The sequence below is a fragment of the Sinomonas sp. ASV486 genome (genome assembly GCF_030908215.1).
Classification (GTDB): Bacteria; Actinomycetota; Actinomycetes; order Actinomycetales; family Micrococcaceae; genus Sinomonas; species Sinomonas puerhi.
The window spans coordinates 16708-32374 of record NZ_JAVFJK010000014.1; the positions used below are offsets into that span (position 1 = coordinate 16708).

The following is a 15667-nucleotide window of genomic DNA, read 5'->3' on the forward strand; positions in this document are numbered from 1 at the left end:
CCCTCAACGCTTTGCCAGGGACCCCTCAACGGCAGGGGTGGGGGGTCAGTTCCAGGTGTAGAAGCCTTTGCCGGTCTTGCGGCCGAGTTCGCCGTTGGCGACCTTGTCGCGCAGGATCTGCGGCGGGGCGAACCGGTCGCCGAGGGTCGAGTGGAGGTATTCGGCGATGCCGAGGCGGACGTCGAGTCCGACGATGTCGGTGGTCTTCAGCGGCCCGGTGGGGTGCTTGTAGCCCAGGACCATGGCGTTGTCGATGTCCTCCGCACTGGCGACGCCCTCTTCGACCATGCGCATCGCCTCCAGCGCGATGGCGACCCCGAGGCGGGAGGACGCGAAGCCGGGGGCGTCGCGGACGACGACGGCGGTCTTGCCCAATGCCTCGGTCCAGGCCTTCGCCGCGGCGGCCAGCTCCGGTGCGGTCTTCTCCGCCACGACGACCTCGATCAGGGTCGAGGCCGGGACGGGGTTGAAGAAGTGCAGGCCCAGGAACCGCTCCGGCCGGGCCAGGGACTCCGCCAGCTTGGACACCGACAGCGAGGACGTGTTCGTGGCCAGGAACGCCCCCGCGCCCAGCACCGCCTCGACGCCGGTCAAGGCCGCCTTCTTGAGGGCCGGGTCCTCGGGGACGGCCTCGACGACCAGGTCGCGGTCGGCGAACGCGGCATAGTCCAGCGAGGTGGTGAACGACTCCAGGATCGCTGCCTTCGCCTCCGGCAGGGCCCCGTCCACTGCGCCGCGCTCGATGGACTTCGCGACGGAGGACTCGACCCGCTCCCGCGCGCCCTCCTCGGCCTGCTCGTCACGCTCGACCACGACCACCTCCGCGCCCTTCATCAGGAACGCGTGGGCGATGCCGGCGCCCATCCTGCCTCCGCCCAGGACCCCCACGCGTGCGGGGAGGCCCTCTGCCAGGTTGATCTTTCCCATCACTGCTTCTTCCCGTCTGTCTTCTTGCTGCCCGTGCCGTTGGTCTTCTTGTCCAGGAATGCCTGCATGCGGTCGAACTTGGCCTGGGACTCGAAGAGCATGCCCTGGGCCAGGGTGTCGATGAGGGGGTGGACCTCCCGGGGGGTGTGGAACACGGCCTTGGAGATCCGCACCGCGAGGGGGTCCTGCGCGGCGATGCGGTCCGCGAGGGCGTGCGCTGCGGGCAGGAGCTGCTCGGGCTCGACGAGTTCGGTGACCAGGCCCGCCGCGAGGCACTGCTCGCCGGTGAGGACCTTGCCCGCGAGGAGGACCTCCTTCGCGAGGGGTTCGCCGACGAGCTCGCGCAGGCGCCAGGTGGCCCCGGCCGCGGCCATGATCCCCAGACCGGTCTCGGGGTTCCCGACCCGCAGCGACTCGGTGCCGATGCGGAAGTCCGCGGCGTAGGCCAGCTCCGCCCCGCCGCCGAGGGCGTACCCCTCCAGGGCGGCGATGACGGGCATCGGGAGCTTCGCGATGCGGTCGAAGACGGCCGAGTTGATCCCGGCCAGGGCGTCGTCTCGGCGGCGTTCGCGCAGCTGGGCGATGTCCGCCCCCGACGCGAAGATCCCCTTCCCTCCCGGGGCCACGGAGGCGGGGGTGCCGGAGAGGATCAGGACCTTCGGATGCGCCTCGAGGTGCGCGCACACGGCGTGCAGCTCGTCCACCATCGTCTGGTCGATCGCGTTCCGCACCGCCGGGCGGTGCAGCCGCGCATGCACCCGGTCGGCCCGCTCCTGAACCACGAGCGTGCTGAACCCGGACGCGTCAAGCCGCGTAGCGTCATTGTTCGACGCTGCGTCGTGCGCCGGGTCGGCGGAGGGCGCGGACGACGGCGCGGCCTCGCCCCCGGGGGTGGCGGAACCCGACGGGGTGCCCGACCCCGCGGGGCCGTCCTGCGCGCCGGTGCCGTCTGCCGGGATGCCCGCAGCTGTCGGCCCGTCCGACGTGGTGCCCGGCCCCGCGGGGCGGCCCTGCGCGCCGGTGCCCTGGGCCATCTAGATGCCCTCGATGAGGAGGGCTGTGCCCTGGCCGACCCCGACGCACATCGTGGCCAGGCCGAGCTTGCGGCCCGGGCCGGTGAGTTCGCGGTCCATGCGGCCCAGCAGGGTCACGACGAGGCGGGACCCGGAGGAGCCCAGGGGGTGGCCCAGGGCGATCGCCCCGCCGTCGCGGTTGACGGTCTCCTGGTCGAGCTTGAGCTCGCGGATCACGGCCAGGGACTGGGAGGCGAAGGCCTCGTTGAGCTCCACCGCGCCCAGATCGGCGACCGAGAGGCCCGCCCGGTCCAGGACCTTGCGGGTCGCCGGGACCGGGCCGATCCCCATGACCTCGGGCGCGACCCCTGCGGAGGCGCCGTCCAGGATGCGGGCGCGCGGGGTCAGGCCGTACCGCTCGATGGCGGCCTCCGAGGCCACCACGACCGCCGAGGCGCCGTCGTTCAGGGTCGAGGCGTTGCCAGCCGTGACCACGGAGCCGCCAGCCACGACCGGGCGGAGCCCTGCGAGGACGTCCATGGTGGTGCCCGCCCGCGGGCCCTCGTCGGTGTCCACGACCGTCTGGGCGCCCTTGCGGCCCGTGACCGTCACCGGGACGATCTCCTCGGCGAAGCGGCCCGCCTGAATCGCGGCGAGCGCCCGCTCGTGGGAGCGGACGGCGAACGCGTCGCAGTCCTCGCGGGAGGTGCCGTAGACGCGGGCGACCTCCTCCGCAGTCTCCGGCATCGAGTACGACGCCTTGCCGTCCCGGGAGAGCTCCCCGGAGAGGAAGGCGGGGTTGGTGAAGCGCCACCCGATCGAGGTGTCGAACACCGCCCCGGGCTTGGCGAACGCCGTGCCGGGCTTCTCCATGACCCACGGGGCGCGGCTCATGGACTCCACCCCGCCGGCGACGACGAGGTCCGCGGCGCCGGCCTTGACCATATGGGAGGCCATGATGATCGCGGACAGGCCCGAGGCGCACAGCCGGTTCACCGTGATCCCCGGCACGCTGTCCGGGTAGTCGGCCAGCAGCCACGCCATCCGGGCCACGTTCCGGTTCTCCTCCCCGGCCCCGTTCGCGTTGCCCAGGACCACCTCGTCCACCAGTGCCGGATCGATCCCGGCCCGCTCCACCGCCGCCCGCACCACCAGGGCGGCCAGGTCATCCGGACGCACCCCCGAGAGCGCACCCCCGTACCGCCCCACCGGGGTCCGCGCCCCACCCACCAGAAACGCCTCAGCCATGTGCACTCCCTCATGCCTCGTCGCGCAGGACACGGCCTCCATCGGCGTGCCGGCACGAATAGTTACCGACCGTTCGTTCTATAAAGATTCTCATTCCCTCCCCCACTGGTCAACCTATGCCCAGGCGCGAACGGAACCCACAGTGCTGCGCATTCGTTCTGACCTTGATGCTCCGATCGTCCTCAACGTCGCCTGCCAAGCCACGACGTTTCTCCCGCTACACGCCCGCTGATGCACTCGCCGTCGTGCTCTACCTCGGCCTGCCGTTGGCCCTCGTGTTCCTCCCGCTCGACCGTCTCCCTTGGCTCACGCGGGACCCGCTGCTCGGCGCGTACCTGCTCAACCTCGGGGTGTATGCGGCGGTCTTCATCGTCGCCATCATCGCCGCACGTCACTACGTGGCCCGCGACCTGCGGATCCTGGCCACTCGACCGTGGTTCACGATCGGGGTCCTCCCGCTGCTGCTCGTGGTGATGCTCATTGTGACGGCGATCGTCGTGGCCCTCGCCGGCGGCGTCGAGGTGTCCGTCAACCAATCGGGCCTCGAGGAGATGACCGCGCATGTCCCGTGGTACCTCACGGCACCGCTGCTCGTGCTCGTGGGGCCGTTCGTCGAGGAGTACGTCTTCCGGCACCTCATGATCGGCAAGCTCAGCCGGTATGTGAACCGCTGGGTCTGCTACGTGACCTCAGTGGTATTATTCGCAGCGCTGCACATCGCGGGCCGCGAGGCCATCACCGTCCAGGCGCTCGCGCCGTACCTGGCGCTGGGTCTCGTGCTCGTCTTCGCTTATGCGTGGACAGCCAACAACCTGATGTTCAGCTACTCACTGCACGCCCTGAAGAACCTGCTGTCCGTGGTGCTCATGTATACGGTGGACATCAGTTCGCTGACCTCCTAGGAACCCGTGACCAAGCGCGCCCTCCTCGTCCCCCTCGGCATTGTGGTGGCGGTGATCCTCGCCGTTGTCATCGGCGGTCCGATCATCTCCTCGGCCCTCAGTCCGAAGCAGGTGGACCCGTTCAGCGTCACGGCCGGCGCCTCTCAGGTGAGCACGACGCCGCGCCCCACCGGCGCGGACAATGGCACCTGGACCGTGGGCAGCGGCTCGCAGGCCGGCTACCGGGTCAACGAAGTGCTCAACGGCAATGCTGTGGCCGTGGTGGGGCGCACGGACAGGGTCACGGGCTCGGCTACCGTGGCCAACGGGAACCTCACGGCCGCAAGCATCGCGGTCGAGGCCGGGACCATCGCCACCGACAACTCCGGCCGCGACAACTACTTCCGCTTCACCGTGATCTCCGCAGGCAAGTACCCTCAGGCAACCTTCACCCTCAACTCCCCCGTGACCCTGCCTGAGATCGGCGGAACGCCGGTTGAGGTCAAGGTTCCGGGGACCCTCGCGCTGGCAGGCGCTCAGCGAGCGGTCACGGCGGACCTGCAGGTGCTGCGCGACGGCGACCGCATCGTCGCCGTCGGCACGATCCCGATCGCGGTGAAGGACTTCGGCATCGACCCCCCGAACTTGGGCTTCGTCAAGGTCGAGGACCACGCCCAGGTCGAGTTCCGGGTGAACCTCTCCCAGGGCGGCTGAGCGCCCCAGCTTCTGAGGGTCGTCTCCTGGGAGTCAGCTCCTCAATGGTGCGCGTGGAGGCGTCCCGCAGACCCGACGGGCTCGAGAGCGAGCCGACGGTGGCCCTCGCGATCTCCCCCGCCGACCGCGGCGCCCGCACCAAGCCCCTCGAACCATCGCGCCATGGCGCGGTCATGGCTCGCCACGACCAGCGTGCCGCGGTACCTCGTGAGGGCATCCTCGAGCTCGCCGACCAACAGCGGGGCGAGGTGGTTGGTTGGCTCGTCGAGGAGGAGCAGCTCGGGCCGTGTTGCCAGCAGGCGCGCGAGGGCGAGCCGCCGGTACTGCCCTGCCGAAAGAGAGCCGACGGGCACGAAGAAGTCCTGGACGCGGAACAGGCCAGTATGCATGAGCGCCTCGGCATGGTCGTCCAGCCCGCCGGTGAGGCCCGCCGCGTAGGCTGCAAGGAGGCGCGCGTTCGGGTTCGCGGGCGGTGGGACCTCTTGGGGCAGGAACCCGACAACGGGGCCTATCGACTCTGCGCCGCCGCGCTCAACCACCGTGACCGCCGCACCTGTGTACGGGACGACACCGGCCAGGATGCCGAGCAGCGTCGACTTCCCCGCACCGTTGGGCCCGGTGACAAGGAGTCGCGCCCCGGGCTTGAGGCTCAGATCGACGGGTGCGAGCCGCCCGGGCGAGGCCACTCGGGACAGCGTCACGCTAGCGCCCGTCTCCACCTCGAAGGCCGCGGCCAGGTGCAGCGGCTTCGACGGGGGCAAAATGGGCTGTGCCTCGAGCCGCCGCAGTCGCTCGCGCGCGGAGCGGATCTGGCTCTCGACCGCCGCCGAGACGCGCTGGCCGAAGTAGTTGTACCCGGACTTGTCGTTGTCCGTCATGCGGCCGTAGGCGACTCGGTCTGTGACCCCGGTGGCCTTGTCGCGCTCGTGCTCCTTGGCCCCGACCCACTCGATGTACGCCCGCTCCCAGCCACGCCGCTCGCGGGCCTTCTCGGCGCGGTACCCCGCGTACCCGGTGCCATAGCGGCGCACGGTGCGGGTATCGGCGTCGACCTCCAGGATCACGCTCGCGAACCGCTCGAGGAAGTCGCGGTCGTGGGAGACCGCCACGACGATCCCCGGCCGCGCAGCGATCTCGGCCTCCAGCCACGCCAGGGCGGCTGCGTCGAGGTGATTGGTGGGCTCGTCGAGGAGCAGGATCGGGGCTGGGTCCGCGAGTGCGAGGGCCAAGGCCACCCTTTCGGCCTCCCCGCCTGAGAGGCTGCCGAGCGTTCGGTCGCGGCCCTCGCGGGCGAGGTGCCCTACCCCGAGGCGCTCGAGCGCGATGGCCGCCGCGACCTCCGCCCGCACGACGGCGCTGGCCGCCTCGTCGGGGTCTGCCTCCTCGCCGCTCTGCTCGCCGCTGCCCGTGGCTGCGGCCGTGCCTGCTCCAGCGACCCCCTCCCATGAGGCCGTTCCCGACGCTGCCGTCTCCGATGCGGCGGTGAGAAGCCCGCCGATGGTCGCGGCGGCGTCCTGCGTCTGGGCAAGGCGTGAAACGCGCCCATGGACCGCAATCGTGCCAGATTCGGGAGGCTCGTCGCCTGCGAGGAGGCGCAGGAGCGTGGACTTTCCCGAGCCGTTCTCGCCCACGACCGCGATGCGCTCGCCGTCGCCGATGACGAGGTCCACTCGGTCAAGGAGGAGCCGGTCGCCGTAGCCGTGGGAGACGCCGGCGGCGGTGATATGGACGGAGCTGCGGGGCGCGATGCCCGCGTGATCGGGCGGTTCGGGGCGACTGGAGTGGAAACGATGGAGAGGCGCATGCATGGCGGGACTCGCTTCGGGGGCTCGCGGGCACACCGATGCCCGGGCGGAACTGGACAGAGAAGCGATCAGCGGAGCATGCGTTATAGCGTCCCGGCCCGTGGCCGGCGTGTCAAGGCGCCCGCCGTCAGAGACCCGACTTGGCGAAGATCTGGTTGACGAAGGCTGCCAGCGCCTCGGCCGCGGGCTGCACCTCTGCCTCGGTGGCACGGACATCGTCCACTTCGATCGTCAGGCTTCCCCGCCGGGCGGCGACCGCAAGGTGCTTCTGCCCGGTGCCGTCTGAAAGCTCATAGACGACGGCGTAGCTCGCGTCGCCACCCGGCACCGCCGTCAGCGGCCTGAGCGACGACCACGCGCGGCCTTGGCTTCCACCCAGGACCTTCTCTGTGATCGACGAGCAGGTCCGGAGCGCCTCTGCACGGGTGTCGAAGGGATAAGGGGTCGCGATCGACCCTGCCATGCTGACCGCGCGGAGAGTCAGGAACGACTTCTTTGCCGGGCTTCCCGAGTAGGTGCCTTGGACCATCGACGAGCCGCCGAGCGCGCCGAGGTATGCGGCGTCGTCAAGGGTGCACGCCGTCTGGCTGGGCGGCGCTGACGCGGCGGCCTCTGCTGGGATGAGCTGGGCGTGGACCAGGGCTGTGCTGCCGTCAGGTCCGGGAATGCCCTGGATCAGGGCTGCCAGCTGCTCAGGCGTGCGGGAGTTGGGCGTGGGCGTGCTCACCGCCGGAGGGTTGGTCGCCGCCTCATCGAGGAGGTCTCGCGCGATGCCTGCCATGGACTCCACAGCAGGCTGCAGGTCGCCGTCCGGCGTCACGCTGAGCGAGAGGGCGAGGGACAGCGTTCCCGCAAGGACGTTGAGCGTTGCTCCGCCAAGATCGCCCGGCCCTCGCGGCTTCGTGGTCTGCACAGCAGCGAAAGAGCGCTCACCGATGGTCGGGGCCGGGAGCAGTCGCACGGTGTACGTCGAGGCGTTCGATCCCTCAGTATGCTGCAGATCGAACTGGCTGCAGCGCGCGAGCAGATCGTCGTTGTAGTTGAAGTCGGAGGAGGCGAGGACGTCCTTGGCCGCGCTTCTGATGGTGAACATGACCGTCGTCGTGGGACCACCGGAGCCGCCCGAGATGGGCAGCGCACCGGTGGCGAAGCTTGTGCCGGCGTCCTTGGCAATGTCTATCGGATCCTTGGCCACAAAGGGCTGGCACTCGCCGGGTGTGGCGACTGTTGTGCGTGCCGGCCACGTGTTTGCCGTGGCGCCGATGCGCAGGCTGCGGGAATCCTGCGCACCATAGGGAACGTTGCGGCGCGCGGCCACTGCGTTGATGACGGCCATGAGTTCTCCGTCGTGAACACCTTCGCGGAAGGAGCTGAAGGCCCGCTAGCCGACGCCGAAGCCGACACCGTTGAACTCGGCGCCGAGCTCCCTGATGAGCAGCCGGCCACGGCAAGTGCGGTCATCGCGAGGGCTGCGGTCCAGGCCAAAGGCCCCCCGCTGTCCCGCCGATCTCCAGTGTTCGGAGGGACCTGGGTCACCCAACGGACTCCTGACATCGCTGGCCTCCTCTAGCCGTCCGGCTCCCAGACTCACCGAAGCCAGGCGGACCGGTTAGAGGACTACGTCCCGAGCCCTCGGCAGGGGTCGAGGAAGCCTTCCCACCATGCGGACACCAGCTGTCCGCTTCTGCCTTCCCTCCCACACCAGCGGAACCCTACCGTGGGGCGCATGGCATACAGATTCCAAGTGGTTATCGACAGCCGCGACCCGCACGCGCAGGCCGATTGGTGGGCGGAAACGATGGGCTGGGTCGTCGAGCCGAGCGACGAGGCGTTCATCCGGCGCATGGTCTCCGAGGGCTTCGCGACGGAGGCCGAGACCACCACCCACCAGGGCGTGCTCGTGTGGGCCAGCGCCCAGGCGATCTGCCCGCCGGACCAGGTCGGACAGAAGGAGCGCCAGCGGTTCCTGTTCCAGACCGTCCCGGAGGGCAAGACGGTCAAGAACCGCGTGCACTGGGACGTCCGTCTCGACGGCGATGACAAGGACGAGATCCGCACCGCGCTCGAGTCCCGCGGCGCAACGTTCCTCTGGGAAGGCCGTGAGGGCCCGCACGGGTGGTACACCATGGCAGATCCGGAGGGCAACGAGTTCTGCATCTCGTGAGCCGCGTCGGTTGAGGCATCGCGGTCGGGCGACGGCGAGCGCGCGGGAAACCCGGGTAGGCTCACCATGTGCGCATCCCGGGTAGCTCGCCGTGACGCCGCTCGTGTGGGTGCTAGCCGGGGCTGCCGCCCTCGCCTCGCTCGTCGACTGGCGGGCGACGGCGCGCGGTGCAACCCGAGTGCGGCACCGCACCAAGCCGGCTCCGATGGTGCTGCTGATCGGCGCCGCTGCCGCGGTCCAGCCGTGGCACGGGTGGACCCAGGTGCTGCTCCTCGCGGCGTTCACGGCGTCGCTAGCAGGCGATGTCCTCCTGCTCCCCGGCCGCTCGCTGGGCCCCGGGCTCGCCGCGTTCCTCTTGGCCCACGTGGCCTTCGTCGCCGCGTTCGTCACGCAGGCAACATCCGTGGCGGGGACGCTGTTCGCCGCCGCGATGCTCGTCGTCGTGCTGCCGCTCGCGGCTCCCCCGCTGCTGCGCGCGGTCAGACGCCAGAGCCCGGGGCTGAGCATCCCGGTCGGGACCTACATCGCAGCGCTGGCCGCGCTCGCGCTCACCGCAGGAACCACCGGCTCACCGTGGGCGCTCGGCGGCGCTGCCCTCTTCCTCGCCTCTGACCTGCTGCTCGGCTGGCGCGCATTCGTCGGGCCGGTATTGAAGGAATGGCACGTCATGGCGACGTACCACGTGGCGCAATTCGCGTTCCTCGTCTGGCTCGCTGGCCTTTCCTAGGGCTCGGTCCTCAGTACCCCAGCGACTGAACCGAGGCCCGCAGCGCATCGGCCGACCGCGCGAGCCGCGCCAGCTCGCCGTCGTCCATCGGAACCTCGAGGACGCGGCGCACGCCGCCGGCCCCCACCACAGACGGCAGGCTCAGCGCGACGCCGTCGATTCCGTACTGCCCCGACAGGACGGTCGAGACGGGCAGCACGGCGTCCTCGCGCCCGAGCACCGCCTCGACGATACGCGCAGTCGAGAGCCCGATCGCGTAGTTCGTGGCGCCCTTGCCCTCGATCACGCGGTAGGCGGCGGTGCGGACCTCGTGGGCAAGAGCCTCGAGGGACTCGGGGGTGAAGGCCCTCGAACCATCCGCGTCGACCCAGTCCTGCAGCGGAACGCCGCCGATCGTCGCGCACGTCCACAGCGGGAACTCGGTGTCGCCGTGCTCGCCCACAATGTAGGCGTGCACGCTCGAGCGGGACACCCCGACGTGCTCGCCCAGGAGCCACCGCAGCCGCGAGGTGTCCAGCACGGTTCCGGAGGCGAAGACGCGGCCCGCGGGCAGCGCCGTGATGCGCTGCGCGATCACCGTGAGCACGTCGCACGGGTTGGTGACGAGGACATATACAGCATCCGGGGACTGCTCGAGGAGCCGCGGCAGGAGGCCTTCGAGGATGCGCGCGTTGGTGCCCGCGAGCTCGAGGCGCGTCTGGCCCGGCTTCTGCTTGGCGCCGGCCGTGATCACGACGACGTCGGCACCCGCTGTGAGCGCAACGTCGGTTCCTCCCGTGATGCTCGAGGCCCCGGTGAACTGGGTGCCGTGGGCGAGGTCCAGTACCTCGGCCTCGACTTTGGACGCGTCGATGTCGTACAGAACCACCTCGCGCGCGGAGGCTCGGATGAGCGCCGCATAGGCGGCCGAGCTCCCCACTGCGCCAGCGCCGACCACCACGAGCTTGCCCGTCTGAGCTGCCATGGGGACAGCGTAGCGCCCGGGAGTCGACTCGCCTCAACCACCCCCGACTAGACTCTTCTCACGTGACCCCCTCTGCCCCGACCGAGCCCCCCGTCCTGCCCGAGAATGTCTCCGACACGTTCGACCCCACACGCTGGCGCGTCGTCGAGGGCTTCGACTTCGAAGACCTCACATACCACCGGCAGGTCGAGCGGGACGAGCGCGGCGCCGTCGTGCGCGACCTGCCCACGGTGCGGATCGCCTTCAACCGACCCGAGGTGCGCAATGCGTTCCGTCCCGGCACGGTCGATGAGCTCTACCGCGCGATGGACCACGCCCGCATGACACCGGACGTCGCAACCGTGCTGCTGACAGGCAACGGCCCGTCCCCCAAGGACGGCGGCCACGCGTTCTGCTCGGGCGGCGACCAGCGGATCCGCGGCCGTGAGGGCTACAAGTACGCCTCGGGTGCGACCGCCGAGACCATTGACCCCGCGCGCGCGGGCCGGCTCCACATCCTCGAGGTGCAGCGGCTCATGCGGACCATGCCCAAGGTGGTCATCGCCGTCGTGAACGGGTGGGCAGCGGGCGGCGGGCACTCGCTGCACGTCGTCTCGGACCTGACCATCGCGAGCCGTGAGCACGGACGATTCAAGCAGACGGACGCGACTGTCGGCTCGTTCGACGCCGGCTACGGCTCCGCGCTCCTGGCCCGCCAGATCGGGCAGAAGAACGCGCGTGCCATCTTCTTCCTCGCCAGGGAGTACTCGGCCGAGGACATGGTCGCGATGGGCGCAGTCAACGAGGCCGTGGACCACGCCCGCCTGGAGGAGGTCGCGCTCGAGTACGCGGCGGACATCGCGCGCCAGTCGCCGCAGGCCATCCGCATGCTCAAGTTCGCGTTCAACCTCGCCGACGACGGCCTCGCGGGCCAGCAGGTGTTCGCTGGCGAGGCGACCCGGCTTGCCTACATGACGGACGAGGCCGTCGAGGGCCGCGACGCGTTCCTCCAGAAGCGGGATCCTGACTGGAGCCCGTTCCCGTACTACTTCTGACCCCGCAAGCCCAAGACGTGACCCCGCAACGAGAGGCGCACCGTGAACCTGGATCCAGTGCTCAAGGCACTCGCCGCCGCACTCGCGGGCGAGGGCCCGGCCGTCGAGTTCGGCCCCGCCGGGGGCGAGAACAGCGGCCGCCCGCGGGACCTCCGGGCCCAGGCGCACGACGGCGCGTGGCGGCTGTGGCGCCGATCGGAAAGCGCCGCGGCACTCCCCGAGGGGACGGCAGTAGTGGTGCGCACGTCGGGGTCGACGGGGGCCCCGAAGGCCACAGCGCTCACCGTCGACGCGCTCGCGGCGTCCTCGATGGCCACCGCGATGGCGCTGAAGGGCGAGGGCCAGTGGCTCCTCGCGCTCCCGCTCGAGTACGTCGCGGGCGTGCAGGTGCTCGTCCGGTCGCTGTTCGCGGGCACGCGGCCGTGGGCCATGGACCTCTCCGGGGGGTTCACTCCGGAAGCGTTCGCGGACGCCGCAGAGCAGCTCACGGACCCGGTCCGGTTCACGTCGCTCGTCCCGACCCAGCTGCGCCGCCTCGTCGACGACGACTCCCCGCGCGTGCAGATCGCGCTCGCGCGGTTCATGGCGATCCTGCTCGGCGGGGCGCCCATCCCGCCCGGGCTCCTGGACCGCGCGCGGGCGGCCGGTGTTCGGGTCGTCACCACATACGGCTCGGCCGAGACCTGCGGCGGGTGCGTGTACGACGGCGAGCCGCTCGAGGGCGTCGAGGTCGAGCTCGTGGACGGCCGGGTGTGGCTCGGCGGCGAGGTGGTCGCGGCCGGATACGTGGGCGACCCAGAGCGCACGGCCGAGCACTTCCGCACCGACGAGGATGGGCAGCGCTGGTATGTGAGCTCGGATGTGGGCGAGATCGCCCCGGACGGCCGACTGCGGATCCTGGGCCGCGCGGACGATGTAGTGATCACGGGCGGCGTGAAGGCCTCCGCCGCGCGGGTGGCCGCCGAGCTCGAGTCGCTCCCCGGCGTGCGTGAGTCGTTCGTGGCCGGCGTCGAGGACCCCGAATGGGGGCAGGCGCTCGCGGCGGCCGTGGTCCTCACGCCGCCGGGCGCGCCCGAAGCAGGCCAGCCCGAGGCGACCTTCACCGCAGTGCGGGAGGCCGCCGTCGTGCGCCTCGGCAGGCTCGCCCCGAAGACCTGGCTTGTCCTCGAGGCCCTCCCCCATCTGCCCAACGGCAAGCCCGACCGGAGGGCGATCACCGACCTCCTGCGGGCCCGACACGCTGGCACGTAAGCCGCCCCGGAACGCCCAACCACCTACCCACCTAGCTAGCTCCAGAGGAACAACCACGTGGCCACAACCGCCCAATGGATCTCCGGCTCGCGGCCGCGCACCCTGCCGATGGCCGTCGCGCCCGTCGTCATCGGCAGCGCTGCCGCGTTCGGACTCGGGGCGTTCAAGCCCGTGAACGCCCTTCTCGCGGCGCTCGTAGCGCTCGCGCTGCAGGTGGGCGTGAACTACGCGAACGACTATTCGGACGGCATCCGCGGCACCGACGATGACCGTGTGGGCCCCTTCAGGCTCACGGGGTCGAAGGCCGCCGAGCCGGCCGCGGTCAAGCGCGCAGCGTTCCTGGCGTTCGGCGTCGCCATGCTGTTCGGCCTGTTCCTCGTGGTGCTCTCCCAGGCGTGGTGGCTGCTTCTCGTGGGGGCCGGCTCCGTGGCCGCGGCCTGGGGCTATACAGGCGGCAAGCACCCGTACGGCTACATGGGCCTCGGCGACGTTTTCGTGTTCATCTTCTTCGGCCTCGTGGCCACGCTCGGCACCACGTTCACGCAGGCGGGCACCCTGAGCCCCGCGGCGTGGGTCGGAGCGATCGGGACCGGGCTCATCGCGGACGCGCTCCTCATGGCCAACAATGTCCGCGACATCCCCACGGACCGCGCGTCCGGCAAGCGGACGCTCGCGGTCCGGCTCGGGGACGCCCGCGCGAGGCGGGCCTACCTCCTGATGCTCGGGGTCGCCGTCCTCGGCCCGCTCGTGCTAGTGCCGTGGAACCCGTGGATGCTCATAGTCCTGCTGCTCGTCCCGGCATGCGTCACACCGTCCTGGATCATGCTCGGCGGGAAGAAGGGTCCCGGGCTCATCCCGGTGCTCCAGCAGACCGGTTTCATCAACCTCGGCTACGCCTCGCTGTTCACGATTGCGATCGTGCTCAGGGTGCTGCTCTAGCACTAGCTGTCGCACGACGGCGCGCCCCACCTATCGCGGGAGGGTCACCCGTCGCGGGAGTGTCGCCCTTCTCGGGCGGGTCACCCTTCTCGGGCCCTGTTGGCGCCGGGCGTTTGGCGCTCGCGGCTGGGTGGCTCGGCGGAGACTGAGGTCCTCGCCCCGAGCTGCGCGAGAAATGTCGGAACCCTCTACTAGGGTTGTTTCATGAGCATCGAACGCGCGTTCGACGATGGATCCACGGGGTCGGGGAAAGCACTCCCCTGGTGGCTAGCGCGCGAACTGGACGATGTCCTCCAGGCCGAGGAGGACGTCGCTGCCGCGGGCGGACCCGTTGAACCCGAGCCGTGGATGGTCAAGGCGTGGGAGCTCAGCGACGATCCTTCGACGCGCCCCGTCAGGTCTCCGCGTCCGGACGACGAGCTTCTGGCCATCATCGCCGCCGACCTCCGCGCCGCGGCGGTCGCCGCCCCCGATGCCCTGGCTGGCGACCTGTTCATCGACGGCGAGCTCCCCTCCCCCGCCGCCATCGTGGCCGAAGTGGAAGCCGAGGCCGCTGGGCTGCTGGTTGCCCGACTCGAGCGGCTGGACAGGGAGGATGCCTCACGGGCCGCCGAGCGGACGATGGCCCTGGCCGCCCTCGTGCGGGCCGTGGGTGGATGGCGCGACGACCCGTTCCGACGCATTGAAGCGCCGTCGATCGCGGCCTCCGAGGTGTCCGCTGCCCTCAAGATCTCCGCCCGTACCGCCAAGGGCATGGTCAGCGAGGCGCTCGAGCTCTCCCGGCCGTCTTGGGCGCCGCTCGTCGCCGCGATGAGCGCTGGACGCCTGCCCCAGCGGCGCGTGCGGACCATCCTGGACGCAGCGATTCCGATCCCGAGCGCGAACCTGGGTGCGTTCGTCGCCGAGGCAGTCGATGTTGCGGCGCCGACCGATTCGCATGGCACCGCGGACCCAGACAGGATCCCGAGCCCCGGAGCACTGGGCCGGCGCCTGCGGCGTCTGGCCGAGAAGCACTCCGCCGAACCACTGGCCGCCCGCAAGGCGAAGGCACGTGAGCACCGTCGCGTTGACGTGGAGCCAGCCGGAGACGCAATGTGCTGGCTGACGGCGTACCTGCCGCTTGAGGACGCGGCGGCCATCGATTCGCGCCTTGAGAGCCTCGCCCGCTCGCTGAAGGGGCCCACCGAAGGCCGCACACTCCCTCAGCTGAGGGCCGATGTGTTCACGGATCTCCTCGGCGAGGCCACCCTGGCAGGAGAGGGATCCCTAGGAGGATTTCGCGCCCAGATCATCGCCACGATTCCAGCCGGAACGCTTGCGGGCACCTGCAACGCGGCCACCGAGATCCTCGGATACGGGCCCATCGACCCCGATGCCGCACGACTCCTGGCCTCGCAGGCCGCCACATGGACCCGCATGTGGGTCGACCCTGGAACAGGCGCCCCGCTTGCTATCGGCCGCACTCGTTACACTCCGACTGCCGCAATGCGCAGACAGCTCGGGGTGAGGGACATGGTGTGCCGGTTTCCTGGCTGCGACAAGCCGGCTTCTGCGACGGAGGCAGACCACACCACGTCATGGGCCAGCGGCGGCGAGACGAGCACTGACAATCTGGCGCTCCTCTGCCCCGAACACCATCGGCTGAAGAGCGAGGGATATTGGTCGGCGCGCCAGATAGGGCGGCCCCAAGACGCCGCGGCGGCGGAACGGTTTGCACGCACCGACGAGTCCGCGGCTCAACCCCACAGCATCGCGGACACGCGGGGACGCAGTGCCCGCGCGGCAGACTCCCACGCCACGGAACCCGAAGGCGCCGACTCCAGAGGGGCGCCATCCCGCCCACCCGCACCACCGCCCGGGACCATCGAATGGATCTCTCCCACGGGGCGCCGATACATCACCTACCCCGAGGGAGACCCGCCGCCGCCCTTCTAGATCACGGTTGCCGGGCTCACAGACGGGTCTGCGCTCCAACTCACCGCTTGGGCGACGACCCCGGG

Annotated in this window: 14 protein-coding genes; 8 read left to right on the forward strand and 6 right to left on the reverse strand. The window is 70.6% G+C overall.

What is annotated here, in order from left to right; translation table 11 throughout:
* Positions 1–45: 45 nt before the first annotated feature.
* From RBS60_RS17585 to RBS60_RS17595, 3 genes are read right to left on the reverse strand one after another with little or no spacing between them, the layout of a single operon-like run.
* Positions 46–927: a 3-hydroxyacyl-CoA dehydrogenase family protein gene (locus RBS60_RS17585; protein WP_307958839.1), complete on the reverse strand. Its 882-nt coding sequence runs from the start codon at positions 925–927 to the stop codon at positions 46–48.
* Positions 927–1961 (reverse strand): enoyl-CoA hydratase/isomerase family protein, encoded by a 1035-nt coding sequence (locus RBS60_RS17590; protein WP_374049304.1) that lies wholly within the window; start codon positions 1959–1961, stop codon positions 927–929. Before RBS60_RS17590 ends, RBS60_RS17585 begins: the two co-directional genes overlap by 1 nt.
* Entirely contained in the window at positions 1962–3188 is a 1227-nt protein-coding gene (locus RBS60_RS17595; RefSeq protein WP_307958840.1) for an acetyl-CoA C-acyltransferase, read from the reverse strand. It lies immediately after the preceding gene.
* 167 nt (positions 3189–3355) lie between these two features.
* Between RBS60_RS17595 and RBS60_RS17600 the strand changes: the two genes are divergently transcribed.
* Positions 3356–4090 (forward strand): type II CAAX endopeptidase family protein, encoded by a 735-nt coding sequence (locus RBS60_RS17600; RefSeq protein WP_307958938.1) that lies wholly within the window; start codon positions 3356–3358, stop codon positions 4088–4090.
* A 6-nt stretch (positions 4091–4096) separates the two neighbouring features.
* Positions 4097–4783 carry a YceI family protein gene (locus RBS60_RS17605; RefSeq protein WP_307958841.1) on the forward strand — a complete coding sequence of 229 codons (687 nt, stop codon included), beginning with the start codon at positions 4097–4099 and terminating at the stop codon, positions 4781–4783.
* Between the two features lie 41 nt (positions 4784–4824).
* On the opposite strand, the gene RBS60_RS17610 is transcribed toward RBS60_RS17605, so the two are convergent.
* The gene (locus RBS60_RS17610; RefSeq protein WP_307958842.1) at positions 4825–6591 is read right to left on the reverse strand and encodes an ATP-binding cassette domain-containing protein; all 1767 of its coding nucleotides are present in this window, start codon (positions 6589–6591) and stop codon (positions 4825–4827) included.
* A gap of 124 nt (positions 6592–6715) precedes the next feature.
* A complete protein-coding gene (locus tag RBS60_RS17615; RefSeq protein ID WP_307958843.1) occupies positions 6716–7924 on the reverse strand; it encodes a hypothetical protein in 1209 nt (402 codons plus the stop codon).
* Between the two features lie 390 nt (positions 7925–8314).
* Here RBS60_RS17615 and RBS60_RS17620 point away from each other — a divergent pair, with 390 nt between their 5' ends.
* Together RBS60_RS17620 and RBS60_RS17625 are read left to right on the forward strand one after the other, a co-directional pair.
* The gene (locus tag RBS60_RS17620) at positions 8315–8752 is read left to right on the forward strand and encodes a VOC family protein (protein WP_307958844.1); all 438 of its coding nucleotides are present in this window, start codon (positions 8315–8317) and stop codon (positions 8750–8752) included.
* Positions 8753–8843: 91 nt separating this feature from the next.
* Positions 8844–9479 (forward strand): lysoplasmalogenase, encoded by a 636-nt coding sequence (locus RBS60_RS17625; protein ID WP_307958845.1) that lies wholly within the window; start codon positions 8844–8846, stop codon positions 9477–9479.
* Positions 9480–9489: 10 nt separating this feature from the next.
* Here RBS60_RS17625 and RBS60_RS17630 read toward each other — a convergent pair whose 3' ends face one another.
* Complete coding sequence (locus RBS60_RS17630; protein ID WP_307958846.1) at positions 9490–10443, reverse strand: L-lactate dehydrogenase; 954 nt, start codon at positions 10441–10443, stop codon at positions 9490–9492.
* Positions 10444–10505: 62 nt separating this feature from the next.
* Between RBS60_RS17630 and RBS60_RS17635 the strand changes: the two genes are divergently transcribed.
* The 4 genes from RBS60_RS17635 (at position 10506) to RBS60_RS17650 (ending at position 15602) form a co-directional block, all read left to right on the forward strand.
* Entirely contained in the window at positions 10506–11477 is a 972-nt protein-coding gene (locus RBS60_RS17635; protein ID WP_307958847.1) for a 1,4-dihydroxy-2-naphthoyl-CoA synthase, read from the forward strand.
* A 42-nt stretch (positions 11478–11519) separates the two neighbouring features.
* Positions 11520–12728, forward strand: a complete 1209-nt coding sequence (locus RBS60_RS17640; RefSeq protein WP_307958848.1) for an AMP-binding protein — start codon at positions 11520–11522, stop codon at positions 12726–12728.
* A gap of 57 nt (positions 12729–12785) precedes the next feature.
* Positions 12786–13667 carry a 1,4-dihydroxy-2-naphthoate polyprenyltransferase gene (locus tag RBS60_RS17645; protein ID WP_307958849.1) on the forward strand — a complete coding sequence of 294 codons (882 nt, stop codon included), beginning with the start codon at positions 12786–12788 and terminating at the stop codon, positions 13665–13667.
* A gap of 204 nt (positions 13668–13871) precedes the next feature.
* Complete coding sequence (locus RBS60_RS17650; protein WP_307958850.1) at positions 13872–15602, forward strand: DUF222 domain-containing protein; 1731 nt, start codon at positions 13872–13874, stop codon at positions 15600–15602.
* Positions 15603–15667: the final 65 nt, after the last annotated feature.

Bases quoted from the DNA above. Each gene is read 5' to 3' on its own strand.
- RBS60_RS17610 (WP_307958842.1), bottom strand. From the start codon at position 6,591: ATGCATGCGCCTCTCCATCGTTTCCACTCCAGTCGCCCCGAACCGCCC.
- RBS60_RS17615 (WP_307958843.1), bottom strand. From the start codon at position 7,924: ATGGCCGTCATCAACGCAGTGGCCGCGCGCCGCAACGTTCCCTATGGT.
- RBS60_RS17620 (WP_307958844.1), top strand. From the start codon at position 8,315: ATGGCATACAGATTCCAAGTGGTTATCGACAGCCGCGACCCGCACGCG.
- RBS60_RS17595 (WP_307958840.1), bottom strand. From the start codon at position 3,188: ATGGCTGAGGCGTTTCTGGTGGGTGGGGCGCGGACCCCGGTGGGGCGG.
- RBS60_RS17630 (WP_307958846.1), bottom strand. From the start codon at position 10,443: ATGGCAGCTCAGACGGGCAAGCTCGTGGTGGTCGGCGCTGGCGCAGTG.
- RBS60_RS17600 (WP_307958938.1), top strand. From the start codon at position 3,356: ATGCTCCGATCGTCCTCAACGTCGCCTGCCAAGCCACGACGTTTCTCC.
- RBS60_RS17585 (WP_307958839.1), bottom strand. From the start codon at position 927: ATGGGAAAGATCAACCTGGCAGAGGGCCTCCCCGCACGCGTGGGGGTC.
- RBS60_RS17590 (WP_374049304.1), bottom strand. From the start codon at position 1,961: ATGGCCCAGGGCACCGGCGCGCAGGGCCGCCCCGCGGGGCCGGGCACC.
- RBS60_RS17650 (WP_307958850.1), top strand. From the start codon at position 13,872: ATGAGCATCGAACGCGCGTTCGACGATGGATCCACGGGGTCGGGGAAA.